The sequence below is a fragment of the Buchnera aphidicola (Diuraphis noxia) genome, from assembly GCF_001700895.1.
Lineage (GTDB): Bacteria > Pseudomonadota > Gammaproteobacteria > Enterobacterales > Enterobacteriaceae > Buchnera > Buchnera aphidicola_D.
The window spans coordinates 407,878-433,732 of record NZ_CP013259.1 but is presented as its reverse complement, the minus strand read 5'-3'; the positions used below and the strand labels follow the sequence as shown (position 1 = coordinate 433,732).

Here is a 25,855-nt window from a genome sequence, read left to right as displayed (position 1 = left end):
GACTGCATATTCTTGCAAATGATATTTCATTGTTCTATTTTAGTCTTTCTTTAATGCGCGCAGCCTTTCCAGTTCTATTTCGTAAAAAATACAATTTTGCTTTTCTTACTAAACCTTTTCTTTTTACAATGATTTCATCTATACTATAAGAATGTGTTTGAAAAACACGTTCAATACCCTCTCCGTTAGAAATTTTACGAACTGTGAAAGATGAATTTAAATGACGATTTTTTATTCCAATTACAACTCCTTCAAAAGATTGTAAACGTTTTTTAGCACCTTCAATCACCCATACTTTGACTTCTATAGTATCTCCAGATCTAAAAATAGGAATATTTTTTTTTAGTTGTTCTTTTTCTATTTCGTAAATGATATTTTTCATGTATTAACCTTTAAATTAGACAACTAAAGAAATTCATTTATAATTTTTTATTATATTTTTTTTTAAATTGATTTAATAATATTGTTTCTTCTGTTGTTAATTTTTTATTTAAGAGATCAGGACGATTTAACCATGTTTTTTCTAGTGATTTTTTTAATCGCCAGAGATGAATTTTTTTATGATTCCCAGATAGTAATACTTTTGGAACCGATATATTTTTTATTTTTCTCGGTCGAGTATAATTCGGATAGTCTAGTAAATTATTAGAAAATGTTTCTGCTTCTATGGATTCTTTTTTTTTAATAACACCTGGAATGAGTCTAGAAATAGAATCAATCATAATCATAGAAGCTAGTTCTCCTCCGGTAAGTATATATTCTCCAATAGACCATTCTTCATTTACATAGTTATCAATGATTCTTTGATCAATTCCTTCATATCTACCGCAAATAAAAATAATTCTTTTTTTGTTGATTAATATTGGTATGTGTTTTTGTTGAAAAATTTTTCCTTGAGGAGACATATAAATGATAGTTGCATGTTCTTTTAGTGTTGATTTTGCATGTTGAATCGATAAATATAATGGTTCAGCACTCATTAACATCCCTGGTCCTCCTCCATAAGGACGATCATCTATAGATTTATATTTATTTTGAGAAAAATCTCTTGGATTAATAAAATCAATATTAATAATGTTATTTTGAATAGCTTTTTTGATTATTCCATAATTAGTGATTGCACGAAACATATCTGGAAAAATTGTAATAATTCTAAACCATATTAAAGTATTATCATCTGTTTTTTTCATTTATAGTATATAATTTGATTCCACTGAGCTATAATAAGTTTATTATTTATATCTATTTTTTTAATTATTTTTTCATTTATAAAAGGAATAAAAATATTTTTTTTATATATTTTAAATTCGTTTTTAATTACTAAAATATCATTAGCTTTTGTCCTGAGTAAATCAATTACTTTACCTAAATATTCTTGATTTAAATTAAATACTTTAAAATTAATAATTTGAAACCAATAATATTCATTTTTTTTTAATTCAGGTAATTGATGATTATTAATCATGATATTTGAATTAGTTAGATTTTCAGCTTCTGTACGATTAAAAATTCCTTGTATTCGTACTATAAAATTTTTTTTGTATCTTTTCCAATCATCAACATGGACTTTTGTCCATTTGTCTTCTTTACAAAAAAACCATGGAAGATAATGAAATATTTTTTCTTTTCTTTCTGAAAAAGAAAAAATGGTAATCCATCCTAATATACCATAGGCTTTTCCTACTTTTCCTACTAATATTGAATTGTTTGGTTTAATTGATCTAATATGTTTAAAATTATTTTTCATTTAATAATTTAATGATTTTTTTTGTTCTGTCTGACATTTTAGCTCCTTGATTTCTCCAATATTTAATACGATCTAAATTTAATTTAATTTGTTCAGATTTACCTTTTGTAATTGGATTAAAATAACCAACATGTTCAATAAATCGACCATCTCTAGAAAAACGACTATCAGCTATTACCATTTTATAAAAAGGACGTTTTTTTGTTCCATATCGAGCTAAACGAATTTTTATCATATATGTTTTCTTCTTTAAAGTAGATGAAACTATCAAAATTTTAGTTTTTAAATAATAATTCAAAATTATATTATAGATATATTATCCATGTATAGTTTTTTAATTCTATTATTTAGGTAATATATTTTTTATTCCTCTTATCATTTTTGATATTCCACCAGTTTGAATTTTTTTCATGATTTTTTTCACATCATTAAAATTTTTTAATAATTTATTTACATCTTGTATTTTTGTTCCTGAACCTAAAGCTATTCTACGTTTCCTTGAACCTTTTATAATAACTGGTTCTATTCTTTCTTTAGGTGTCATTGAGGATATCATTGCTTCTAGTTTATTTAAGGTATTTGTATCTGTTTTTAAGGATGATATTTTGTTAGATAATAGATTATTTCTAGAAAATTTATCTATAAAATAATTTAATCCTCCTATTTTTTTCATTTGTTTAATTTGCATTAAAAAATCATTTAAATTAAAATTATGACCTTTTTTTAATTTATTTGTTAGTTTTTTAATTTGAAATTGATCTACTTTTTCTTCTATATCTTCAATTAGAGATATGACATCATTCATGCCTAAAATTCTTTCAGCAGTTTTCTCTGGATAAAAAGCATCTAGTTCATTAATTTTTTCACCTGTTCCTATAAACTTAATAGGTTTGCCAGTGATATAACGCATAGATAACGCGATTCCATTTCTAGAATCCCCATCTGTTTTAGTTAAAATTATACCAGATATGGATAATTTATTATTAAATATTTTTGCCATATTGATTGCATCTTGTCCCATCATTGAATCTACTACTAATAGTGTTTCAATAGGTTTTGATACATGATGTATTTGATGTATTTCATCCATCATTTTTTTATCAATATGTAAACGTCCTGCTGTATCAATTAATAAAATATCATATAATTTTAATACAGCGTGTTTTATTGCTGCTTTAGTAATTTCTATAGGTTTTTGATTTTCATTAGATGAAAAAAAATCTATTGAAATTTGTTGAGATAAAATTTTAAGTTGTTTGATGGCTGCTGCACGATAAACATCAGTAGATACAATTAATATTTTTTTATTGTGTTTATTTTTAATCCATTTAGCTAATTTTGCTAAGCTAGTTGTTTTTCCAGCTCCTTGTAGACCAACCATTAATATTATAGCTGGTGGTTTGATAGATAAATTTAAAGAATTATTTTTATCACCCATTGCAAGTATTAATTCATTTTTGACAATTTTTATAAATTCTTGACCAGGTGTTAAACTTTTATTAATCGTACAACCAATTGATTTGTTTTTAACGTTATCTATAAATTTTTTTACTACTGAAAATGTTACGTCTGCTTCTAATAATGCTTTTCTTACTTCACGTATAGTATCTTGAATATTTTCCTCTGTAAGTCTTCCTTTATTAGTAATTTTATGTAAACTTTGTGAAAGACGTTGAGTTAAATTTTTAAACATTGTGTATTACTCATATTAAAATTTATAACTATATATTTTAATTGAAATAAAAATAATTATTTACAAGAATATTTAATTCTTATTAAAGAATTATTTGTAATATTTTAGATAATTTTTAAAAAAATTATATATGTTGAAATAATTTATTTATTTCAGGTTTCTACGATACTACTGGAATAATATCTTCACTAGGGTAACATCCTAGAATTTTACAAAATTTAGTGATGTTTTGTATCTGTTTAATTGTTTCCTGTATGATTGTTGAAGATAAATTGGCTGAAATTTCAATATAAAACATATCTTCCCATAGATTTTGATAAATGGTATGAGAAGTTAGTTTGTTCATAATAATTGCTTTTTCTTGCAATATTAATAATATTTTTGAAAGTACTTCTGATTTTTGTCCTGTAGTAAATATTAATGTTGTTTTAGCTGGTATTTTTTCAGATACTTCAATAGGCTTTTTTTGTAATAAAATAAATTTTGTGATATTTTTTTCTTTATTTGATAAATTTTTAGATAAAATTTTTAATCCATAAATTCTACTGCCTATTTCACTTCCTAACGCTGCATTTCTTGGATCATTATATAGAACAATTTTTTTCATTGCATCAGCTGTACTTTTTGTATATTTAATTTTCCATTTTGGAAATTTTTTAATAAAATCACTACATTGCTGAAATGGTTGAGAATGACTATATACTGTTTTAATTTTATCTAATGCAATATCTTCTGTTGACAGTAAACAGTGATTAATTGATATGTTTAATTCTCCGGTAATAAATAAATTAGTTGTTCTTAATAAGAAAACAACCTCATTAATATAACCAGAACACGTGTTTTCTAGTGGTAAAACAGCATAATCTGATTTATTATTTTCTACCGCTGTAATTACATTTTGAAATGTTTCACATTCATTGGTAATACATATTTTAAAATTTCTATCTGCATATTTGCAAGCGGCAATATGCGAATAAGATCCTTTAGGACCTAAAAAAGAAAAACTAGCAGAATGTAATTTGTGATTATTGTAAAATTTTTGTAATATTTTCTTTTGGATTGATACAGATTCTTCAATAATTAATTGAAATAATCGAGTAATATATTCAGCTCGTAAATGTTTTTCTTTTCCTAAAAATATTAACTGTTGTAATATTTTTTTTTCACGTTCTATATCTCTTATTGATTGATTATTTTCTATTTTAGATTTAGCTATTTTAGATACTAATATGTGTCTTTGTGATAATAATGTAACGATTTTTTCGTCAATTTTGTTAATTTGATCACGAAAAACACGTAGTGCACTGTTAGTAGGCATTATTTTTTACCTATGAATATATTAATTATGTTTGATATGTAAAAATTAAATTTTTAAAAAAATACACTTATCATAAATTATTAATTTTATAAAATTAAAAGTAAATAAATATTTTAATATTATGTTTAATCATTTTCATTAAGTGATAACATATATTGTAAACTACATATTTAGTACAATATATTTACTATATCTTATTAATTATAATCATAGTATTATTTTATAATATAAATAACTATATTTTTAAAGCGAATATTTGTATGAAAACTTTTTCAATAAAATCAAGTGGCATAAAAAGAAATTGGTATTATATTGATGCAACTAATAAAGTATTAGGTAGATTAGCTAGTGAATTATCTTTACGTCTTCGAGGTAAACATAAAGTTGAATACACTCCTCATCTTGATACTGGAGATTATATTATCGTCTTAAATGCTTCAAAAATTTTGGTAACAGGAAGAAAAAAAACAAATAAAATTTATTATCACCATACTGGTTATATAGGTGGTATAAAAAAATTTAGATTTGAAGAAATCATATCTCGATTTCCAGAAAAAGTAATTGAAATTGCAGTAAAAGGCATGTTACCAAAAGGTTCTTTAGGACGTGCTATGTTTAAAAAGTTAAAAGTTTTTCCACATGGAAACCATGACCATATAGCGCAATGTCCACAGTTATTAAGAATTTAGTTAAAGGGATACAAAATGATTCAGAATCAAAATTATGGAACTGGTCGTCGTAAAAGTTCTTCTGCTAGAGTATTTCTTAGAGCTGGACAGGGAGAAATTATTATAAATAAACGTTCTTTAAAAGAATATTTTGGCCGTGAAACTGCATGTATGATTGTTTGTCAACCTCTAGAACTAGTTGATATGATGAATAAATTCAATATTTACATTACTGTAAAGGGTGGTGGCATTTCTGGTCAAGCAGGTGCAATTCGTCAAGGTATAACTCGTGCATTAATGAAATATAATCAATCTTTGCGTTTTGAATTGCGCAAATCTGGATTTGTAACACGTGATTCTCGTCAAGTTGAACGTAAAAAAGTTGGTTTTCGTAAAGCAAGAAAACGTCCACAATTTTCCAAGCGTTAAAGATAAAATATCTATATGAGTGATGTTCTAGAAGAACTTGGTTTTTCAACAAACCAAGTTCTTTGTATTTTTTTCTAGATATTGACTTATGTCAACACATAATTTTTTCGTGCCTATTTTTTTTAAAGTAGAAATAAAGTAGTATTTTTCTTTTATGTTTAACCGATGTATTATTTCGTTAATTATTTTATTGATTTTATTTGAATTTAGTGAATCAATTTTATTAAAAACTAACCATCTTGGTTTTTTGTATAATTTTTTGCTGTATTTTTTTAATTCATTTACCACTATTTTTATATTTTCAAGGGGATGTAAATTGTTTTGAGGTGTTAAATCGACTATGTGTAACAATATTTTACATCTTTCTAAATGTTTTAGAAAATGAATTCCTAGTCCGAAACCGTTAGAGGCTCCTTGAATAATACCTGGAATATCTGCTATAATAAATTTTTTATTATTTTTAATACTCACACTTCCTAAAATTGGATTTAATGTAGTAAATGGATAATTTGCAATTTTTGTTTTAGCTCCTGATATGCTTGCAACTAAACTTGATTTTCCAACGTTTGGCATTCCTAATGTTCCTACATCTGCAATCAAAGAGAGTTCCAATTGTATATCTCTTTGTTCTCCTATTGTTCCTAACGTACTTTGTTTTGGTGTACGATTTGTAGAAGATTTAAATCTAGTATTACCTAATCCATGCCAACCTCCTTTAGCAACTAATATTTTTTGTTTATTTTGAATTAAATCACCTATTATTTCACGCGTTTGATAATTTATTACTTTTGTCCCTGTTGGAACATGTATTATTATATCTTCTCCTTTTTTTCCAGTACATTTTTTAGATGATCCATTTCCTCCATTTTGTGCTTGAAATTTTTTTTTAAATCTAAGATCTATTAATGTATTTAAATTATTATCAGATTTTAACCATATATTCCCACCGTTTCCTCCATCTCCACCATCTGGACCTCCTTTAGGAATATATTTTTCTCTTCTAAAATTTACACATCCATTGCCACCATTTCCAGCAATCACTTGTATTATAGTTTGATCGATAAATTTCATAATTGAATCCGTGCATAATGTTTTCTATATCAAGATTTTTTATCTTGAAATATCATATTTTAAAATGAATATATTAAACCCCTTTTTAAAAGGGGTTTTTGTATAATTTTTAGTTTATTATATTTATATATGTTCTTTTTCTTAATCCCTTTTTTTGAAATTGCACTTTGCCTTTCGAAGTAGCAAAAATTGTATGATCTTTTCCACAACCTACGTTTTTACCAGGATGAAATTTTGTTCCCCTCTGTTTAACAATGATACTCCCTGATGAAATGCATTCACCACCAAAACATTTTACACCTAATCTTTGAGCGTTAGAATCTCTTCCATTTCTAGTAGATCCTCCAGCTTTTTTATGTGCCATTTATATAACTCCCTTCATTAAAAATTATTAATATCTACAATTTTTACCTCAGTATAATATTGACGATGACCTTGTTGTTTTTTATAATGTTTACGACGATTAAATTTAATAACTTTGATTTTTTTGAGACGACCATGACTTTGAACAAGAGCTTTTATTTTTATTTCCTTTAAAAAAGGAGTTCCAATTTTCACAGAATCTTTACTAGAAATCATTAAAATTTTATTAAATTCTATAGTAGAATCAAGTGTATTATTTAATTTTTCTAATCTAACGATCTGATTTTTTTTTACTTTATATTGTTTTCCGCCACTTAAAAAAACTGCATACATAAAAGACTCCATTTTATTTTTTACTAATTTTTTTATATTTTATACAATTTTAATATCAGCTCCTAATTTATTTAATTTTTTATGAAACGATTCATACCCTCTAATGAGATGATGAGTGTGATTAACTATGGTTATCCCTTGAGCAATACAAGCTGCTAAAACTAATGTTGCTGCAGTTCTTAAATCAGTGCAAAAAACGTTAGAGGATGATAATATAGGTGTTTCATAGCAGGTAATAGTATTTTCGTTTATTTTTATTTTAGCTCCCATCTTAATTAATTCTGCAACATATTTAAAACGATTTTTAAATATCGTATCAGTGATACTTCCTACCCCTTTAGAAATTGTATTTAATAAAGCAAATTGAGTTTGCATATCTGTTGGAAATCCTGGATAAGGTCCAGTACAAATATTTAAAGAACGAGGCTGTTTCCCTCTCATATCTAATTTAATCCAGTCTTTTCCTATATAGATATTTGCTCCAGATCTACTTAATTTTTTTAATACACTTTTTAAATGTTTAGGTTCAGTTTGGTGACAAACAATGTTACCTTTAGAAATAGCTGCTGCTACTAAAAAAGTTCCAGTTTCAATTCTATCTGGAATAATTCTGTGTGTACCGCCTTTTAATTTTAAAACACCCTTGATTAATATTTTTTTGCTTCCTGCCCCAGTAATATTGGCACCTAGAGTATTTAAAAAATTTGCAATATCAACTATTTCAGGTTCTTGAGCTGCATTATCGATAATAGTTAAACCTTGAGCTAAGGTAGCAGCACTCATAATTGTAATGGTGGCACCAACGCTAATTTTTTCCATAAATATATACTTTCCCTTGAAACGTCCTGTAATTGAAGCATAAATGCAATTATCTTCTAAATGAATTTTAGCACCTAGTTTAATTAAACTATGTATGTGTAAATCTATTGGTCTCGTACCTATATTACATCCTCCTGGTAAAAATATTTTAGCTTTCCCAAAACGTGTTAAAAGAGGAGCTAATACCCATATAGATGCTCTAATTTTTTTAATTAAATTATATGGAGGTGAAAAATTATTAATTGAACTTGGATCAATATATAATATTTTTTTCTGTTTTATTTTTGCCCCTAAATTTTTAAGTATTTTAATGACTATATCAACATCTATTACATTTGGAATATTATTAATTTTTATTATTTTTTTAGTTAATATACTCATAAATAAAATTGGTAATGCAGCATTTTTTGAGCCAGAAATAGTAACGTGACCATTTAAGTTTTTATTACCTTTTATAAAAAATTTATCCATTGATTGATAAATCTCTGTTTTTTTCAATATATAAAACTTTTTTTATTATATATTGTCAGAATTATTATTATGTTTATTATGTTTTTTCCATTCTTTACATGTATAAGAAAAAATAGAAATTGCATGAATATGTTGTTTTGTAATCATTTTCATTAATGGTGTATAAACTATTTTTTGCCTTTGTACTTCACTCATTCCTATAAATATATCTCCTATAACGATTATTTTAATATGATTATTATCACCTGTAACATAAGTTTCTGTTAAATTTAATTCTGTTTTAAGCAATGATTTAATTTTTTGATTATTCATTTTTCAATATACTTTTAATGAAATGTTTTAAATTAATTTTATATTATCAAAATTTTTAACATCTTAAATATATTAATGTTTATGTCAGTGTGAAATACTTGAATAATATGTTAAATACTTTAAATTCGATATTATATTATTAATATAATGACAACACTAAATTTTTAAAATTTTGATAAATTATATTTTTTACTTTAAAATAAAAAACTAGATTTAGCATGATAATAATAAATACATATAATTTGAACAATTTGCTTTCTTTAATCTCCAAGTATTTTTTATGAATTTTAAATTACTCTTTTAAAGTTATTTCAATTTTTTTATAAAAATCAATCAATTTTAGTAAAAAATTTTTCACTATAAATTTTATATAAACTTGAAGAAATAAAAATTTTTATTTTGAAAAATTATATATAAACATATTATGTTATAAAATATATACTTTTATTAAAAATATTTAAAAATATTACCATTTTTTTAAAATTTAAAAAATATTTGTATATATTTAAAATAAAATGTTTTTTGATTTGTACAAAAAATATTTTTTATATTATTAAATTACAAAGATAATGGAGTATATAAGTATGGTAAATTTAATTCCAATGACTGTAAAAGGTGCAGAGCAGCTTCGTCAAGAACTGGAAAAATTAAAAAATATAAAACGTCCTCGTATTATTACTGCAATTGCAGAAGCAAGAGGGCATGGTGATTTAAAAGAAAACGCTGAATATCATTCGGCTCGTGAAGAACAGAGTTTTTGTGAAGGACGTATTAAAGAAATTGAAATAAAACTATCTAATGCTCAAATTATAGATGTAACAAAATTATCTAATCATAATCGAGTCGTCTTTGGTTCTACTGTAACTGTTTTAAATGTAAAAACAAATGAAAAGTTTACTTATCAAATTGTAGGTGATGATGAATCTGATTTTAAAAAAAATTTAATATCTATTAATTCTCCTATGTCTCGAGGGCTAATTGGAAAAAAAATTAATACAACCACAGAAATATGTACGCCAAGTGGTTATATTGAGTATAAAATTTTAAAAATAGCTTATATATAATTAATTATGGTGAAAATTTTATTAATTTTCTTTTTGCATTCATTAATAAAATTATAAAAATATGATTTTTAAAAAACGAAAAAAAAGTTCTAATCGTTGGTTATTAGAACATTTTAATGATAAATATGTCAAAGAAGCAAAAAAAAATAAAGTCCGTTCAAGAGCTTGGTTTAAGTTAGAAGAACTAGATAATAATCATCAATTATTTAAAATTGGTATGAATGTTATTGATTTAGGAGCTGCTCCTGGAAGTTGGTCACAATATGCTAGTACTAAAATAGGAAAAACAGGGTGTATCACGGCTTGTGATATATTACCTATTAAACCAATCAATGGTGTTAATTTTTTTCAAGGAGATATTAGTGAAAAAAAAATATTTAATTTAATAATAAATTCTTTAAATAATATCCAATATCATTTAGTAATGTCAGATATGGCTCCTAATATTACAGGAAAAGTTTCTATTGATATGCCACGTGTTATCAATTTATCAAAATTAGCTTTAAAAATATCAGATATTTTTTTATCTAAAAATGGTATTTTTTTATTAAAATCATTTCAAGGAGAAGGATTTAGTGAATTATATAAAAAAATTACAAAATTATTTAAAAAAGTTAAAATTTGCAAGCCTAAAAGTTCTCGAACAAGATCTCGAGAAATATTCATTTTAGCAATCAGATAAATATTACAGTTCTTAGTCTGTGTTTTTTTTAATATAGATTTAATGAGAGGTTGTTCCTTTGAATGACATGGTTAAAAATCTGATCTTTTGGTTAGTTATAACAGTTATACTAATGTCTATTTTTCAAAACTTCAATGCTAATGATGTAAATAATCGTAGAGTTGATTATTCCACTTTTTTATCAGAAGTCAATGAGGATCAGGTTCGTGAAGCATATATTAATGGACGTGTGATTAGTGTAACTAAGAAAGATAGTAGCAAATATACTACTTATATACCTATTAATGATCCTAAATTGCTAGATAATCTTTTAACAAAAAATGTCAAAGTGAATGGATCTATTCCTGAAGAACCAAGTCTGCTAATTTCCATTTTTATTTCTTGGTTTCCAATGTTATTGTTAATTGGTATATGGATTTTTTTTATGAGGCAAATGCAAATAGGTGGTGGAAAAGGTGCAATGTCTTTTGGAAAAAGTAAAGCACGTATGTTATCAGAAGATCAAATTCAAACTACTTTCGCAGACGTAGCAGGTTGTGATGAAGCAAAAGAAGAAGTTAGTGAATTAGTTGAATATCTTAAAGAACCTAGTCGTTTTCAAAAGTTAGGAGGAAAAATTCCAAAAGGGATATTAATGGTGGGTCCACCTGGAACTGGAAAGACTTTACTTGCAAAAGCAATAGCTGGAGAAGCAAAAGTTCCATTTTTTACTATTTCTGGATCTGATTTTGTAGAAATGTTTGTTGGAGTAGGTGCTTCTAGAGTAAGAGATATGTTTGAACATTCAAGAAAATCTGCTCCATGTATAATATTTATTGATGAAATTGATGCAGTAGGACGACAAAGAGGTGCAGGATTAGGTGGAGGTCATGATGAACGAGAACAGACGTTAAATCAAATGCTCGTGGAAATGGATGGTTTTGATGGAAATGAAGGTGTGATTTTAATCGCTGCTACTAATAGACCTGATGTTTTAGATCCCGCTTTATTACGTCCTGGTCGGTTTGACCGACAGGTAATTGTAGCACTTCCAGATATTCGAGGTAGAGAACAAATTTTGAAAGTCCATATGAGAAAAGTACCATTATCTAAAGATGTGGATGCTATGATTATTGCACGTGGTACACCAGGTTTTTCCGGTGCTGATTTAGCTAACTTAGTTAATGAAGCAGCTCTTTTTGCTGCTAGACTCGATAATCGTGTAGTATCTATGTTAGAATTTGAAAGAGCCAAAGATAAAATGATGATGGGTTCTGAAAGAAAATCTATGGTTATGAGTGATTTTCAAAAAGAGTCTACTGCTTATCATGAAGCTGGTCACGTAATCATTGGAAGATTGGTTCCCGATCATGATCCTGCTCATAAAGTAACCATTATTCCTAGAGGACGAGCATTAGGAGTAACATTTTTTTTACCAGAATCAGATACTTTGAGTATAAGTCGACAAAAGTTAGAAAGTCAAATATCTACGTTATATGGTGGTCGTTTAGCAGAAGAAATTATTTATGGTCCGAAAAATGTTTCTACTGGAGCTTGTAATGATATTAAAATAGCTACGAATTTAGCACGAAATATGGTCACTCAATGGGGGTTTTCCGAAAAATTAGGACCTTTATTATATGCCGAAGATGAAGAAGAAGTTTTTCTAGGTCGTTCAGTAGCTAAAGCTAAACATATGTCTGATGAAACAGCTAGAATTATTGATGAAGAAATTAAATTATTAATTGAAAATAATTATAGCCGAGCTCGAAATATTTTAAATGAAAATATTGATATATTACACGCTATGAAAGATGCTTTAATCAAATACGAAACTATTGATGCATGTCAAATTGATGATTTAATGGAAAGACGAGAAGTACGTAAACCAATGGGATGGATAGAAACTAGTGTTAACAAATAAATTTTTTAATTTATATATATAAATATATTTCGTAATATGTTTAGAGAAGAAATTTTTATTAATAATATTGTTTCATTTATTTTAAGTTGTTTCAATTTATATGTATTAAAATAAGATGAAGTGATAAAATTTCTATAACTTCATCTTATTTTTTTTAAATTATATAGTAATATTATAATTTATTGCAAATATCATTATTTTTAGCATTGAGTATAGGAATACAATTATTATGACTCGTTTGCAATATTTTAGAACTGATGGTATACGCGGAAAAGTAGGAAAAAATCCTATGAAACCAGAATTTTTATTAAAATTAGGAAGAGCTATTGGAATCGTTTTAGGTAAAAAAAAAGAAAAAAAAATTATCATAGGAAGAGATACGCGTATTACTGGATCTTTATTACAGTCGGCTTTAGAATTTGGCATTTTATCAACAGGAGTTTCTACTCTATTAGCTGATTGTATACCAACTTCAGCAATTTCATATTTTACAAGATATTTTAATGCTGCAGCAGGTATTATGATTTCCGGGTCACATAATCTTATTGATGATAATGGAATAAAAATTTTTTATAAAAATGGCATAAAATTGTCTGAAAAAATAGAATATTGTATTGAAAAACAAATAAAAAATACTTTTATTTATCCTAATTTTATAACTTTTGGTCGTTCTCATAGAATTAAAAATCCTGAAGATGAATATATTAACTTTTGTAAAAATATTTATCCTAAAAATTTAAATTTGTCTAAATTTACTATTGTTTTAGATTGCGCTAATGGTTCAACATTTCAGGTTGCACCGCAAATTTTTCGCGATTTAGGCGCAAAAGTAATCACACTTTCTGTTAACCCTAATGGGATAAACATCAATAAAAATTCTGGATCTACTAATATTTTAAGTTTAAAAAATATAGTGTTGTCAGAAAAAGCAGATATTGGTTTAGCATTTGATGGCGATGGCGATCGTGTTATCATGATCGATCATTTAGGAAATGAAATCAATGGTGATCAAATAATTTATATTATTGCAAAAGAATATTTACAAAAACATCAGTTGCATGGAGGTGTTATAGGAACCTTAATGACTAATACAGGGATAATCAGAGCATTAAAAAAATTAGGAATTCCCTTTTATAGTGCACACATAGGTGATCGTAACGTATATAAAAAAATACGAGAAAAAAAATGGGTCTTGGGAGCTGAACAATCAGGTCATATTATTTTAGCTGATAAACACCTGACTGGTGATGGAATCATAGCTAGTTTACAAGTTTTATTAATTATGATTGATAATAGAAAAAGTTTATATCATTTATTAAGCGAAATAAAATTATTTCCTCAAGTATTATTAAATGTTTTTTTAAAAAAAGATATTGATTTAGCAAAAAATTTAGAATTAAAAACTATTCTTAGTCAATACAAAAATATTTTAGGAAAACATAGTAGAGTATTAATTCGTAGATCTGGAACAGAATATTGTATGCGTATTATGGTAGAAGGAGAAAATTATTTAAAAGTATACAAACTAGCTCATCATATTGCAGAGATAATCAAAAAAATGTAATTTTTTAATATGTAAAACATAAAAAATATTTTTGTTCAAAAAATTTATCTTTTTTTATTAAATAAATTAATATTAAATTGTGAATCATTATATAAATAATAAAATTAATGTAAAAATAGATAATTTATATGTACAAATTTTATATATAAATTCTTTATGAAAAAATAATTTTTGGTTAATATATATTCAAAAATTTTTTATTAACAAATTAATAAAAATTTTGTCAAACAAGGAAATTATTTTTATGTATTTATTTTTTTTAGTTTTTTTTATTTTGATTTCTTTTTTTTTAATTTTTTTAATTTTATCACAATCAGGAAAAGGACTGCATAATACTTTAAATATAACTAATAATGTAAAATATTTTAATAATATTGGAACAAACAATTTTATAACAAACATTATTTCAGTATTAACATGCATATTTTTTATTATTAGTATTATATTATGTAATATTAACACTAGAAAAATGGATATAGATTTTTTTATAGAGAAAAATGTAAAAAATATTGAAACGAATGAATCTATATTAAAAAACAAATGATCAAATTTTGATATTCCTCGTTAATTTTTTAGATATTTATCATATCTATGATATATATTAATTATAAATAATATTATTTTGACCGAGGTGGTGAAATTGGTAGACACGCTATCTTGAGGGGATAGTGCCGGATAGGCATATGGGTTCAAATCCCATCCTCGGTATTATTAAATATTTGAATAAAAATTTATATATAGGGTAAAATTATCTTAACCCCGATTTTTCGGGGTTTTTTATTAGAATATTTTATTGTAAATTATTTTAATTGTATTCTGATATTAATTTATAATTAATTATATAATTATTGATTAGTAAAAATTAGTGTATTAATTATCTAATTTTATGATGAACTTTTTTATAATTAATACATTTTAAATGAGTGATTGCCTCTCATTTAAGAAATTTTTATTTTGAGGTTGTTTGAAATGAATAAAGAAATATTAGCTGTTGTAGAAGCTGTTTCTAATGAAAAATCTCTTCCCCGTGAAAAAATTTTTGAAGCATTAGAAATTGCGTTAGCAACAGCAACAAAGAAAAAACATGAACAAGAAATAGATGTGCGAGTTAGTATTAATAGAAAAACTGGAAACTTTACTACTTTTCGGCGTTGGATGGTAGTAGAGATTGTGACACAACCTACTAGAGAAATTACTTTGGAAGCAGCATGTTTTGAAGGTGAAAAAGTAAAATTAAACGATTTTGTAGAAGATGAAATTGAATCGGTTAATTTTGATAGAATAACAACTCAAACTGCAAAGCAAGTAATTGTACAAAAAGTTCGCGAAGCGGAAAGAGCAATGTTAGTAGATCAATTCCGAAAATACATTGGTCAAATAATTACTGGTATAGTAAAAAAAATTAATCGAGATAATTTAATTTTAGATTTAGGTAACAATGCTGAAGCATTAATTTTACGTGAAGGTATGTTACCAAAAGAAAATTTTCGTATAGGTGATCGTATTCGTGGTATTTTATATGGTGTATATCCAGAGTCTCGTGGTCCACAATTATTTATCAGTCGTTCAAAAATAGAAATGCTGACCGAATTATTTAGAATAGAAGTTCCAGAAATTGGAGAAGAAGTTATTGAAATAAAAGCTGCAGCACGTGATCCAGGTTCTCGAGCAAAAATAGCCGTTAAAACTAATGATAAACGCATTGATCCGGTCGGAGCTTGTGTAGGAATGAGAGGAGCTCGAGTACAAGCGGTATCAAGTGAATTATGTGGAGAACGTATTGATATTATTTTATGGGATGATAATCCCGCTCAATTTGTTATTAATGCAATGGCGCCAGCTGATGTTGCTTCTATTATAGTAGACGAAGATCATCATACCATGGATATAGCTGTAGATACTAGTAATTTAGCCCAAGCTATTGGTCGAAATGGACAAAATGTTCGTTTAGCGTCTCAAATTAGTGGCTGGGAACTAAATGTAATGACTACAGAAAATCTTCATTGTAAACATCAAGAAGAGGCTCATGCTGCTTTTAATATTTTTCAAAAATATTTAAAAATTGATGATAATATCATTAAAATTTTAGTAAAAGAAGGATTTTCTTCTCTGGAAGAATTAGCTTATATACCATTTGATGAATTATTAGAAATTGAAGGTTTAACTAAAAAAGAAGTAAGATTAGTACGAGAATCTGCTAAAAATGCATTAGTTGCAATAGAATTAAAGAAAAAAAATTTAATTGAAGAAAAAAAAACATCAGAAGATTTACTAAGAATTGACGGTATGAGTTTAGAATTAGCATCCCAATTAGCAGAAAAAAACATATTTACTTTAGAGGAATTAGCTAATCAAGGGATAGATGATTTGACTGATATTAAGAATTTAAATTCTGAAAAAGCTGGTTTATTAATTATGACTGCTCGTAATATTTGTTGGTTTGGTAGTAAAGTTTAATAATAGGAAAAATCGTATGACAGATATCAGTTTAAAAATTTTATCTAGTGAAATAAAGATTTCTATTCAAGAATTAATACAAGAATTATCTGACATTAATATAATAAAAAGTGAAAATGATTATCTTAATGTTCATGAAAAAAATATTTTTTTAAAATATTTAAAAAATAAAAAGAAAAATTCTTTAAGTACTTTAATTTTACAAAGGAAAAAACGTAGTACATTAAATGTTTCTACTATAGGAGGAAAAAATAAATCTATACAAATAGAAGTAAGAAAAAAAAGAACTTATTTAAAAAACAATAAATTTGGACATGATATTTCATTAAATTCAATAAAAAAAAATAAATCTTATATTAATCAGAATAACTCATTAAAAAATGAAGAAAAAAATAATTCAAAAAATTCAATAAAAGTACAAGATAAAAAAGATACTAATACATTAAATTCAAATACAATTCATACGCAATCTTTACATTTTAAAAAAACTAATAGATCTAAAAACTTAAATAATTCTAATCTAAATGAAAAAAATAAAAAAATAATAAGACATGTAGAAAATAAAAATTCTAATATAGAAAACAGAAAAAAAAATAAAGATAAAAAAAATATTTGGATACCTTATAAAACACCAAAAAAAGATCATCATATCACAACATTTTTAGATATAAATCAAAAAGAGAAAAATAATACTCAAAAATTAGAAAAAGATAAAAAGAATCAGAATAGATTTGTAAAAAATTATCGTCAAAAAAAGAATAAAAAAAATTTTCATAATGAGAAATATCTAAGAGAAGAAGTGCGAATAAGTATTCGTAATAAAAAAAATATTAAACAAAAAAATAAACCTATTTTGTTACATCAAGTTTTTCAAAAACCTGAATTTATTATTAATAGAGATGTTACAATTAATGGTCCTATTTCTGTTTCTGATTTAGCAAACAAAATGGCTATAAAAAGTATTGATCTTATTAAAGCTATGATGAATATGGGTATCATAGGAAATATAAATTATATTCTTGATCAAGATACAGCACAGTTAATTGCTGAAGATATGGGTCATAAAGTTATTTTACGTCGAGAAAACGCATTAGAAGAAATGATCATGAAAGATCGTGATCAAGGAAACGAAACATTTATTGTTAGAGCACCAGTAGTAACTATAATGGGTCACGTGGATCATGGGAAAACATCTTTATTAGATTATATTCGTTCTACAAAAATAGCATATGATGAAGTAGGTGGTATTACACAAAATATTGGAGCTTATCATGTTAATACAGATCTAGGTTCTATTACTTTTTTAGATACTCCTGGACATGCAGCTTTTACTGCAATGAGATCTCGTGGAGTTCAAATCACTGATATTGTTGTGTTAGTTGTAGCTGCAGATGATGGGGTAATGCCTCAAACTATTGAAGCAATCGAACATGCTAAAGAAGCTAATGTTCCTGTAATTATTGCTATTAATAAAATAGATAAACTAGAAACAGATATAGGTAAAATCAAAAATGATTTGATGAAATATAATATTGTTTCAGAAGAATGGGGTGGTGAAAATATATTTGTACCTCTGTCTGCTAAAACAGGAAAAGGTGTAAATGATTTATTGCAAGCTATTTTATTACAATCAGAAATTTTAGAATTAAAAACACTTTCTACTGGTATGGCTGAAGGTGTTGTTATAGAATCTTCCTTAGATAAAAATCGAGGACCTGTAGCTACTGTATTAGTAAAAAAAGGTAATTTGAAAAAAGGAGATATAATTTTATGTGGTTTTGAATATGGACGTGTTAGAGCATTACGAAATGAAATTGGAAAAGAAATTTTGAATGCTGGTCCATCTATCCCTGTAGAAATTTTAGGTTTATCTAAAGTACCTTTTTCAGGAGATGTAATTACTGTTGTACGTGATGAAAAAAAAGCACGTCATGTTGCTGATTATCGAAAAGAAAAATCTCGTGAAACAAAATTTTTAGGTCAAAATAAAATTAATTTAGAAAATATGTTCGATGATATAAATAAAAATAATTTTTCTGAATTAAAAATTATCCTTAAATCTGATGTACAAGGTTCTTTAGAAGCTATATCTGGTGCTTTATTAAAATTATCAAATAAAGAAGTAAAAATAAAAATAATAGGATTAGGTATTGGTGGCATTACAGAAACAGATGCCTCATTAGCTTTAGCTTCTAATGCTATTATTTTAGGTTTTAATGTTAGAGCAGACTCTTCTGCTAAAAAAATTATTAATTCAGAAAATTTAGATCTTCGTTATTATTCAGTTATTTATAATTTACTTGACGAAGTAAAACTAGCTATGGCAGGTTTGTTATCACCGAAATATAAACAAAACATCATTGGTTTAGCTGAAGTGAGAAATACTTTTAAATCCCCTAAATTTGGTTTAATTGCTGGTTGTATGGTTGTGGAAGGAATTATTAAACGAAATAACCCGATTCATGTATTAAGAAATAATATAGTCATTTATGAAGGTGAAATAGAATCATTACGCCGTTTTAAGGAAGATATGAACGAAGTACGAAATGGATTAGAATGTGGTATTGGAATAAAAAATTATAATGATATGCTGATTGGAGATATTATAGAAGTTTTTGAATTAAAAGAAATTAAAAGAATATTATAAATATTCATATATTATGTTATTGTAGAAAATTTAATTCGGTCATATAATTATGGAAAAATTGTTTCATCGATCTGTTCGTATTGCTCAAGAATTACAAAAAAAAATAGCTGTTATTATACAATATTCATTAAAAGATCCACGAATAAAAACATTCATAACAGTTTCTGAAGTTAAAGTATCTAAGGATTTATCTCATGCTCAAATATTTGTCAGTTTTTTAAAAAATGAAGATGAATTAAATATAAAAACATTATTAATTATTTTAAATAATGCTTCTAGTTATATTCGTAAATTATTATGTAAAACAATGAAATTGAGAATTGTACCAAATATTGTTTTTTATCACGATAAATCTTTTTTAATAGGTAATCATATTTCTAAATTATTAGATAATGTATCTAAAAAAAATAAAAATTCATTATGTTATGGAAATATAAAAGGTAGGTAAATGTTTTTTCATAAAAAAAGAAATGTTAATGGATTTCTTTTGTTAGATAAAACTAAAGGAATATCTTCTAATCATGCTTTACAAAAAGTTAAATGTTTATTTAATGCAAAAAAAGCAGGATATATTGGTACACTTGATCCCTTAGCTACAGGAATGTTACCAATTTGTTTTGGCGAGTGTACAAAATTTTCTCATTATTTAACAGATTCTAATAAACGATATCATGTTATTGCTAAGTTAGGTGAAAAAACATCTACATCTGATTCTGATGGTGTTATTATTAAAAAACGTCCAATTCTTTTTACTGATTCTCAACTCTATTCGTCTATAAAAGAATTTCTTGGTTTAACTTCTCAAGTTCCTTCAATGTATTCAGCTATTAAATATCATGGTATATCTTTATATAAATATGCACGTCAGGGATTAGAAATTAAACGATCTTCAAGAACAATTTTAATATATAGTATTGATTCTATTTATCAAAAAAATAATTTACTTGAATTTAAAATATTTTGTTCAAAAGGTACATATGTTCGTACACTTGTTGAAGATTTAGGAGAAAAATTAGGTTGCGGAGCTCATGTGACTTTTTTACGTCGTTTACAAGTCGGATCGTATATTACTGAAAAATTAGTCAAAATATCTGATTTACATAAACTATTAAAACCAGAAAATATTAGACATAATACATTTTTTAAAGAAATAGATAATTTATTAATGCCTATAGATAGTCCTGTTTCTTTTTTACCAAAAATATATCTTTCTGTTAAGAAATCATATAATTTTAAGTTAGGAAAAATCATTAATTTACGTTCTCACATTAAAAACAGTTTAGTACGAGTTTTTGAGGAAGATCAAAAATTTATTGGATTAGGAAAAATTAACATAGAAGAATTATTAATTCCATATAGATTAATTTCTACTTTTTCTTATTAAGTTATTCACTTTTAAATCGAAGATCTGCATGTTATTATCTTCAAAAAAATTAATTGAATGGAATACTTAATTTAATATAGCTCTAAATATATGGAGTATTATATGGCTTTATCTAAAATGAATACACAAAAAACAATTTTAAAATATGGAAAATCAGAAAGAAACAGTGGAAAAACAGAAGTTCAAATTGCATTGTTAACAAATCAAATTAATCATCTTCAAACCCATTTTTCTCAACATAAAAAAGATCACTGTAGTCGTAGAGGTCTTTTAAACATGGTATCTAAACGTCGAAAATTATTAAATTATTTAAAAAAAAACGATATATCTAATTATACTGTTTTAATTGAAAATTTAAAATTAAGACGCTAATAAATTTTATAAAAAGTTATGAAATGAAAAATTTTATTTTTAAACAAATAAAGATTTCTACAAAGGGCTGTATTGGCCCTTTTTTTACAATTTTCATTTAAATTTTATCATTAATTATATACATATATTTGTTATATTAAAATGTTTAAAATATATTTTTAAATAATTTAAAAAATTAGTTTTATGTTAAGGATATTATTTTGCTAAACCCAATTGTACGTAAATTTCAATATGGTCAATACACTATTACCTTGGAAACTGGTATCATGGCTAGACAAGCTACAGCTGCTGTTATGGCGAGTATGGATGATACTGCAGTCTTTGTCACTGTTGTTGGATATAAAAAAACAAATTTAGGTCAAAAATTTTTTCCACTTACTGTGAATTATCAAGAACGTACATATGCTGCAGGACGTATACCTGGTGGTTTTTTCAGAAGAGAAGGACGTCCTAGTGAAAATGAAATTTTAATAGCTCGATTAATAGATAGACCTATTCGTCCTTTATTCCCTAAAAATTTTTTCAATGAAATTCAAATAATTGCAACGGTAGTATCAGTTAATCCACAAATTAATCCCGATATTATTTCTATCATAGGAGCATCAGCAGCGTTAAGTTTATCAGGAATTCCATTTTATGGCCCAGTAGGTGCTGCTCGAGTTGGTTATATTAATAATCAATATATGCTAAATCCTACTAGTGACGATATGAAAAATAGTTCTTTAGATTTAGTCATTTCAGGAACTCAAAACGCTGTCCTTATGGTAGAAGCAGAAGCAAAAATATTAAGTGAAGAAAAAATTCTTGAAGCTATTGTTTTTGGACATCAACAACAACAAGTTGTGATTAATAATATTCGTTCTTTATCAAATGAAGCTAGTAAACTACCTTGGATTATATCTTATCCAGAAATTAATAAACAACTAGAATCACAAGTAATAAAATTAGCAGAAAAAGATATATATTCTGCTTATTTAATAAGCAATAAACAAGACCGATCTGAAAGATTAAATCTTATTAAAGAAGACACAATAAAATTTGTTTTGAACGAAAAACAAAATATTGATCAATCAGAAATAGAAGATATCTTACAAAAAATAGAAAAAAAAATTGTGCGAAAACGAATATTAAACAATGAAACACGTATTGACGGACGTGAAAAAGATATGATTCGTGCACTAGATGTTCGTACAGGTGTTTTGCCTAGAACACATGGTTCTGCTTTATTTACTAGAGGTGAAACTCAATCTTTAGCCGCAGTGACTTTGGGAACATCTCGAGACGCACAAAATTTAGATGAACTATTAGGAGATAGAACCGATAATTTTTTATTTCATTATAATTTTCCTCCTTATTCAGTTGGAGAAATAGGAATAGTAGGATCCCCTAAAAGAAGGGAAATTGGTCATGGACGTTTAGCGAAAAGAAGTCTTTTAGCTGTTATGCCTAAACTAGAAGATTTTCCTTATACAATTAGAATTGTATCTGAAATCACAGAATCTAATGGTTCTTCTTCCATGGCTTCTGTTTGTAGTGCTTCTTTAGCGTTAATGGATGCTGGAGTGCCTATAAAATCTGCTGTTGCTGGAATATCTATGGGTTTAGTAAAAGAAGGATCGCAATATATATTGCTTTCAGATATTCTAGGAGATGAAGATCATTTAGGAGATATGGATTTTAAAGTTTCTGGAACAGATGAAGGTATTACAGCATTGCAAATGGATATGAAAATAGAAGGTATTACTAATGACATTATACGTATAGCGTTAAATTCCGCAAGATCAGCTCGATTACATATTTTAAATGTTATGAATCGAGCATTAAGTGTATCAAGAAGTGAGATTTCTGAATTTGCACCCCGTATCCATACAATAAAAATTAATCCTGATAAAATCAAAGATGTAATAGGAAAAGGTGGTTCTGTTATTCGTATGCTCACTGAAGAAACAGGCACTATCATTGAAATTGAAGATGATGGGACAGTCAAAATATCGGCAACTATTAGAGAAAAAGCAAAAAATGCTATTCGGCGAATTCAAGAAATTACAGCTGAAATTGAAGTAGGACGAGTTTATTCTGGAAAAGTTACACGTATTGTTGATTTTGGTGCTTTTGTTTCAATTGGTTTTGGAAAAGAAGGTTTAGTCCATATTTCTCAAATCTCCGAAAAAAGAGTAGGAAAAGTTTCTGATCATTTAAAAATAGATCAAATAATATCTGTAAAGGTATTAGAAATAGATCGTCAAGGACGTCTTAGATTGAGCATTAAAGAAACAGAAAATTGTCTTGTTTCTAATCAATCGATAAATCATAATATTATCTGATATAATTATTTAATGTTTTTTTGAAATTTTAGAAACATTTTTTAATAAAACATAGATTTATGTCTTGTCAAATAGTACCATTATAAATAAATATATTATTCAATTAATTTATTTAAATGAAAATTAAAATTTAAAATAGATAAAAAATTTTTAAAAATAAATTTTAATATATTGCTAAGTATGATTTTATAAAAAATAATTTATTTATATATTTTAAAAATCATTAGCAACAACTCATAAGTAAAATTTTTACTTCTTTTGAAGTATTAAAGTTTTGTTTATTAAATCACTTTATTTGAGCCGGTTCACACTTTTCAATGAGAATAAATAAAATATTTTCATCATGAGCTATGTAGACTGGCCACTGTAACTTAAAAGGCATATCTACTGCATGACTCATATTGAAAGCACATTTTCTTTTCTTGGTTTAAATCCTTTTTTAATTCAATCACTAAACGAAATGGGATATGTTAAACCTTCTCCTATTCAAGCCACTTGTATTCCTTTACTTTTAAAAGGAAATGATGTATTAGGCATGGCACAAACTGGCAGTGGAAAAACAGCTGCTTTTTCATTACCTTTATTACATAATCTTAATATTAGTTTAAAAGCTCCTCAAATATTAGTATTAGCACCTACAAGAGAACTAGCGGTACAAGTAGCCGAGTCGTTTTCTAGTTTTTCTAAATATATGGTTGGAATTAATGTATTACCTTTATATGGTGGTCAAAGGTATGAGTTGCAGCTACGTGCATTACGACAAGGCCCTCAAATTGTTGTAGGAACTCCAGGACGTCTATTAGATCATTTAAAAAGAGGAACTCTTAATCTTTCAAATTTACGTGGATTAGTCTTAGATGAAGCAGATGAAATGTTACGAATGGGTTTTATAGAAGATGTAGAAGAAATTATGAAAAAAATCCCAAAAGATCATCAAACTGCATTATTTTCAGCTACAATGCCCGAAGTAATACGTCGTATTTCTAAAAGATTTATGAAAAACCCAAAAGAAATTAAAATACAATCGAATATAACTACACGTCCAGATATAAAACAAAGTTATTGGATGGTATGTGGTAGAAAAACTGATGCGTTAATTAGGTTTTTAGAAGCAGAAGATTTTTCTGCTACAATTATATTTGTTAGGACGAAAAATGCAACTTTAGAAGTATCTGAAGCTCTAGAACGAAATGGATATAATAGTGCAGCTTTAAACGGAGATATGAATCAAGCTTTAAGAGAACAAACGCTAGAACGATTAAAAAACGGTCGATTAGATATTTTAATAGCAACAGACGTTGCAGCTCGTGGTTTAGATGTTGATCGTATTAGCTTTGTTATTAATTATGACATTCCAATGGATGCAGAATCATATGTACACCGAATAGGACGTACTGGACGTGCTGGACGTACTGGACGTGCTTTATTATTTGTTGAAAATCGTGAACGTCGTTTATTACGTAACATAGAACGTACTATTAAACAAAGTATTCCAGAAGTACAACTGCCAAGAATTGAATTATTATCTCAAAGACGTCTTGAACAATTTGCAAAACAAGTACAAAAGCAGTTAGAAAGCAAAGATTTAGATCAATACGTTTCATTATTAGATAAACTATATTCTGTAGATGATTTAGATATAAAAAATTTAGCTGCGGCTTTATTGAAAATGGCTCAAGGTGAACGACCATTAATTATAAAATCAGATTTATCACATAATGCATCTAAAAATATCTCATTTAAAAAAGATGATCGCAGACGTGATAATAAAACATATAGTAATCGATCACGTCGTGACAGTAAAGATATAGATTTATATCGTATTGAAATAGGACGTAATGACGGAGTAGAAGTAAGACATATAGTTGGAGCAATTGCTAATGAAGGAAATATTAATAGTCGGAATATTGGTAATATTAAAATTTTTCCTACTTACTCTACTGTTGAATTATCTAAAGAATTACCTAAAGATTTATTACAACATTTTACTCATACTAAAATATTAAATAAATTAATTAACATAAAATTATTACGAGATACTAAAAAATATGAAAAAAAAATGTCTAATAGGTCTTTATTTCATAAAGATAAAACAAGTCATCGTCGTTTTTCTAATAATCGTGTAAGTAAATCAAAACCATGCAAAAACGAATTAAAATCATCTTTTTTTCGTCGTAAAAGTATTTAACTATGAATTTTTTATGCCGCTTTGCGGCATATTAAAACAGTTTAAA

Annotated in this window: 25 protein-coding genes and 1 tRNA gene; 15 read left to right on the top strand and 11 right to left on the bottom strand. The window is 26.2% G+C overall.

All coding sequences use genetic code 11. The features are described 5' to 3' along the window. Nucleotides 1-34 precede the first annotated feature (34 nt). From rplS to ATN01_RS01970, 6 genes are all read right to left on the bottom strand, one after another. Complete coding sequence (gene rplS, locus ATN01_RS01995; RefSeq protein WP_075433422.1) at nucleotides 35-382, bottom strand: 50S ribosomal protein L19; 348 nt, start codon at nucleotides 380-382, stop codon at nucleotides 35-37. Between the two features lie 37 nt (nucleotides 383-419). Next, nucleotides 420-1,190, bottom strand: a complete 771-nt coding sequence (gene trmD, locus ATN01_RS01990; RefSeq protein WP_075433421.1) for a tRNA (guanosine(37)-N1)-methyltransferase TrmD — start codon at nucleotides 1,188-1,190, stop codon at nucleotides 420-422. Next, entirely contained in the window at nucleotides 1,187-1,747 is a 561-nt protein-coding gene (gene rimM, locus ATN01_RS01985; protein WP_075433420.1) for a ribosome maturation factor RimM, read from the bottom strand. Before rimM ends, trmD begins: the two co-directional genes overlap by 4 nt. After that, a complete protein-coding gene (rpsP, locus tag ATN01_RS01980; RefSeq protein WP_075433419.1) occupies nucleotides 1,737-1,982 on the bottom strand; it encodes a 30S ribosomal protein S16 in 246 nt (81 codons plus the stop codon). The genes rimM and rpsP overlap by 11 nt, the downstream gene beginning before the upstream one ends. A gap of 108 nt (nucleotides 1,983-2,090) precedes the next feature. Then, on the bottom strand, nucleotides 2,091-3,440 hold the full coding sequence (ffh, locus tag ATN01_RS01975; protein ID WP_075433418.1) for a signal recognition particle protein: 1,350 nt from the start codon (nucleotides 3,438-3,440) through the stop codon (nucleotides 2,091-2,093). Between the two features lie 160 nt (nucleotides 3,441-3,600). After that, a complete protein-coding gene (locus ATN01_RS01970; RefSeq protein WP_075433417.1) occupies nucleotides 3,601-4,758 on the bottom strand; it encodes a chorismate mutase in 1,158 nt (385 codons plus the stop codon). A 260-nt stretch (nucleotides 4,759-5,018) separates the two neighbouring features. Here ATN01_RS01970 and rplM point away from each other — a divergent pair, with 260 nt between their 5' ends. After that, a complete protein-coding gene (rplM, locus tag ATN01_RS01965) occupies nucleotides 5,019-5,447 on the top strand; it encodes a 50S ribosomal protein L13 (protein ID WP_075433416.1) in 429 nt (142 codons plus the stop codon). Between the two features lie 15 nt (nucleotides 5,448-5,462). Continuing rightward, the gene (gene rpsI / locus ATN01_RS01960) at nucleotides 5,463-5,855 is read left to right on the top strand and encodes a 30S ribosomal protein S9 (protein ID WP_075433415.1); all 393 of its coding nucleotides are present in this window, start codon (nucleotides 5,463-5,465) and stop codon (nucleotides 5,853-5,855) included. Nucleotides 5,856-5,900: 45 nt separating this feature from the next. On the opposite strand, the gene cgtA is transcribed toward rpsI, so the two are convergent. The 5 genes from cgtA to ATN01_RS01935 all read right to left on the bottom strand — a co-directional run bounded on the left by cgtA (nucleotide 5,901) and on the right by ATN01_RS01935 (nucleotide 9,224). Next, nucleotides 5,901-6,926: an Obg family GTPase CgtA gene (gene cgtA, locus ATN01_RS01955; RefSeq protein ID WP_075433414.1), complete on the bottom strand. Its 1,026-nt coding sequence runs from the start codon at nucleotides 6,924-6,926 to the stop codon at nucleotides 5,901-5,903. Nucleotides 6,927-7,035: 109 nt separating this feature from the next. Next, nucleotides 7,036-7,290, bottom strand: a complete 255-nt coding sequence (gene rpmA, locus ATN01_RS01950) for a 50S ribosomal protein L27 (protein WP_075433413.1) — start codon at nucleotides 7,288-7,290, stop codon at nucleotides 7,036-7,038. A gap of 17 nt (nucleotides 7,291-7,307) precedes the next feature. Then, nucleotides 7,308-7,622, bottom strand: a complete 315-nt coding sequence (rplU, locus tag ATN01_RS01945; RefSeq protein WP_075433412.1) for a 50S ribosomal protein L21 — start codon at nucleotides 7,620-7,622, stop codon at nucleotides 7,308-7,310. 39 nt (nucleotides 7,623-7,661) lie between these two features. Further along, a complete protein-coding gene (murA, locus tag ATN01_RS01940; RefSeq protein WP_075433619.1) occupies nucleotides 7,662-8,912 on the bottom strand; it encodes a UDP-N-acetylglucosamine 1-carboxyvinyltransferase in 1,251 nt (416 codons plus the stop codon). Between the two features lie 45 nt (nucleotides 8,913-8,957). Beyond that, nucleotides 8,958-9,224, bottom strand: coding sequence for a BolA family protein (locus ATN01_RS01935; RefSeq protein WP_075433411.1), 267 nt, complete (start codon nucleotides 9,222-9,224; stop codon nucleotides 8,958-8,960). A 584-nt stretch (nucleotides 9,225-9,808) separates the two neighbouring features. Here ATN01_RS01935 and greA point away from each other — a divergent pair. The 13 genes from greA (at nucleotide 9,809) to ATN01_RS01875 (ending at nucleotide 25,809) form a co-directional block, all read left to right on the top strand. After that, a complete protein-coding gene (greA, locus tag ATN01_RS01930) occupies nucleotides 9,809-10,288 on the top strand; it encodes a transcription elongation factor GreA (RefSeq protein WP_075433410.1) in 480 nt (159 codons plus the stop codon). 61 nt (nucleotides 10,289-10,349) lie between these two features. Next, the gene (gene rlmE, locus ATN01_RS01925; protein WP_075433409.1) at nucleotides 10,350-10,970 is read left to right on the top strand and encodes a 23S rRNA (uridine(2552)-2'-O)-methyltransferase RlmE; all 621 of its coding nucleotides are present in this window, start codon (nucleotides 10,350-10,352) and stop codon (nucleotides 10,968-10,970) included. Between the two features lie 67 nt (nucleotides 10,971-11,037). Beyond that, nucleotides 11,038-12,873, top strand: a complete 1,836-nt coding sequence (ftsH, locus tag ATN01_RS01920; RefSeq protein WP_075433408.1) for an ATP-dependent zinc metalloprotease FtsH — start codon at nucleotides 11,038-11,040, stop codon at nucleotides 12,871-12,873. Nucleotides 12,874-13,102: 229 nt separating this feature from the next. Continuing rightward, nucleotides 13,103-14,437, top strand: a complete 1,335-nt coding sequence (gene glmM, locus ATN01_RS01915) for a phosphoglucosamine mutase (protein WP_075433407.1) — start codon at nucleotides 13,103-13,105, stop codon at nucleotides 14,435-14,437. 244 nt (nucleotides 14,438-14,681) lie between these two features. Further along, nucleotides 14,682-14,981, top strand: coding sequence for a preprotein translocase subunit SecG (gene secG, locus ATN01_RS01910; protein WP_075433406.1), 300 nt, complete (start codon nucleotides 14,682-14,684; stop codon nucleotides 14,979-14,981). A gap of 81 nt (nucleotides 14,982-15,062) precedes the next feature. Continuing rightward, nucleotides 15,063-15,145 (top strand) — tRNA-Leu (locus ATN01_RS03090). A 261-nt stretch (nucleotides 15,146-15,406) separates the two neighbouring features. After that, nucleotides 15,407-16,894, top strand: a complete 1,488-nt coding sequence (gene nusA, locus ATN01_RS01905; RefSeq protein WP_075433405.1) for a transcription termination factor NusA — start codon at nucleotides 15,407-15,409, stop codon at nucleotides 16,892-16,894. Nucleotides 16,895-16,910: 16 nt separating this feature from the next. Next, nucleotides 16,911-19,541, top strand: a complete 2,631-nt coding sequence (infB, locus tag ATN01_RS01900) for a translation initiation factor IF-2 (protein ID WP_075433404.1) — start codon at nucleotides 16,911-16,913, stop codon at nucleotides 19,539-19,541. Between the two features lie 49 nt (nucleotides 19,542-19,590). Further along, the gene (gene rbfA / locus ATN01_RS01895; RefSeq protein WP_075433403.1) at nucleotides 19,591-19,989 is read left to right on the top strand and encodes a 30S ribosome-binding factor RbfA; all 399 of its coding nucleotides are present in this window, start codon (nucleotides 19,591-19,593) and stop codon (nucleotides 19,987-19,989) included. Then, nucleotides 19,990-20,925, top strand: a complete 936-nt coding sequence (gene truB, locus ATN01_RS01890; RefSeq protein ID WP_075433402.1) for a tRNA pseudouridine(55) synthase TruB — start codon at nucleotides 19,990-19,992, stop codon at nucleotides 20,923-20,925. A gap of 102 nt (nucleotides 20,926-21,027) precedes the next feature. Further along, nucleotides 21,028-21,297, top strand: coding sequence for a 30S ribosomal protein S15 (gene rpsO, locus ATN01_RS01885; RefSeq protein ID WP_075433401.1), 270 nt, complete (start codon nucleotides 21,028-21,030; stop codon nucleotides 21,295-21,297). A 200-nt stretch (nucleotides 21,298-21,497) separates the two neighbouring features. Next, complete coding sequence (gene pnp, locus ATN01_RS01880; RefSeq protein WP_075433400.1) at nucleotides 21,498-23,621, top strand: polyribonucleotide nucleotidyltransferase; 2,124 nt, start codon at nucleotides 21,498-21,500, stop codon at nucleotides 23,619-23,621. A 391-nt stretch (nucleotides 23,622-24,012) separates the two neighbouring features. Beyond that, the gene (locus tag ATN01_RS01875; RefSeq protein WP_075433399.1) at nucleotides 24,013-25,809 is read left to right on the top strand and encodes a DEAD/DEAH family ATP-dependent RNA helicase; all 1,797 of its coding nucleotides are present in this window, start codon (nucleotides 24,013-24,015) and stop codon (nucleotides 25,807-25,809) included. The last annotated feature ends 46 nt before the right edge of the window (nucleotides 25,810-25,855 follow it).

Coding starts and splice junctions, on each gene's coding strand:
- rplS (WP_075433422.1), bottom strand. CDS start 382: ATGAAAAATATCATTTACGAAATAGAAAAAGAACAACTAAAAAAAAAT.
- secG (WP_075433406.1), top strand. CDS start 14,682: ATGTATTTATTTTTTTTAGTTTTTTTTATTTTGATTTCTTTTTTTTTA.
- rpsP (WP_075433419.1), bottom strand. CDS start 1,982: ATGATAAAAATTCGTTTAGCTCGATATGGAACAAAAAAACGTCCTTTT.
- ATN01_RS01935 (WP_075433411.1), bottom strand. CDS start 9,224: ATGAATAATCAAAAAATTAAATCATTGCTTAAAACAGAATTAAATTTA.
- rpsI (WP_075433415.1), top strand. CDS start 5,463: ATGATTCAGAATCAAAATTATGGAACTGGTCGTCGTAAAAGTTCTTCT.
- truB (WP_075433402.1), top strand. CDS start 19,990: ATGTTTTTTCATAAAAAAAGAAATGTTAATGGATTTCTTTTGTTAGAT.
- trmD (WP_075433421.1), bottom strand. CDS start 1,190: ATGAAAAAAACAGATGATAATACTTTAATATGGTTTAGAATTATTACA.
- rpsO (WP_075433401.1), top strand. CDS start 21,028: ATGGCTTTATCTAAAATGAATACACAAAAAACAATTTTAAAATATGGA.
- rpmA (WP_075433413.1), bottom strand. CDS start 7,290: ATGGCACATAAAAAAGCTGGAGGATCTACTAGAAATGGAAGAGATTCT.
- rbfA (WP_075433403.1), top strand. CDS start 19,591: ATGGAAAAATTGTTTCATCGATCTGTTCGTATTGCTCAAGAATTACAA.
- rplU (WP_075433412.1), bottom strand. CDS start 7,622: ATGTATGCAGTTTTTTTAAGTGGCGGAAAACAATATAAAGTAAAAAAA.
- ATN01_RS01875 (WP_075433399.1), top strand. CDS start 24,013: ATGACTCATATTGAAAGCACATTTTCTTTTCTTGGTTTAAATCCTTTT.
- greA (WP_075433410.1), top strand. CDS start 9,809: ATGGTAAATTTAATTCCAATGACTGTAAAAGGTGCAGAGCAGCTTCGT.
- ftsH (WP_075433408.1), top strand. CDS start 11,038: ATGGTTAAAAATCTGATCTTTTGGTTAGTTATAACAGTTATACTAATG.
- infB (WP_075433404.1), top strand. CDS start 16,911: ATGACAGATATCAGTTTAAAAATTTTATCTAGTGAAATAAAGATTTCT.
- ffh (WP_075433418.1), bottom strand. CDS start 3,440: ATGTTTAAAAATTTAACTCAACGTCTTTCACAAAGTTTACATAAAATT.
- nusA (WP_075433405.1), top strand. CDS start 15,407: ATGAATAAAGAAATATTAGCTGTTGTAGAAGCTGTTTCTAATGAAAAA.
- murA (WP_075433619.1), bottom strand. CDS start 8,912: ATGGATAAATTTTTTATAAAAGGTAATAAAAACTTAAATGGTCACGTT.
- glmM (WP_075433407.1), top strand. CDS start 13,103: ATGACTCGTTTGCAATATTTTAGAACTGATGGTATACGCGGAAAAGTA.
- rplM (WP_075433416.1), top strand. CDS start 5,019: ATGAAAACTTTTTCAATAAAATCAAGTGGCATAAAAAGAAATTGGTAT.
- ATN01_RS01970 (WP_075433417.1), bottom strand. CDS start 4,758: ATGCCTACTAACAGTGCACTACGTGTTTTTCGTGATCAAATTAACAAA.
- rlmE (WP_075433409.1), top strand. CDS start 10,350: ATGATTTTTAAAAAACGAAAAAAAAGTTCTAATCGTTGGTTATTAGAA.
- rimM (WP_075433420.1), bottom strand. CDS start 1,747: ATGAAAAATAATTTTAAACATATTAGATCAATTAAACCAAACAATTCA.
- cgtA (WP_075433414.1), bottom strand. CDS start 6,926: ATGAAATTTATCGATCAAACTATAATACAAGTGATTGCTGGAAATGGT.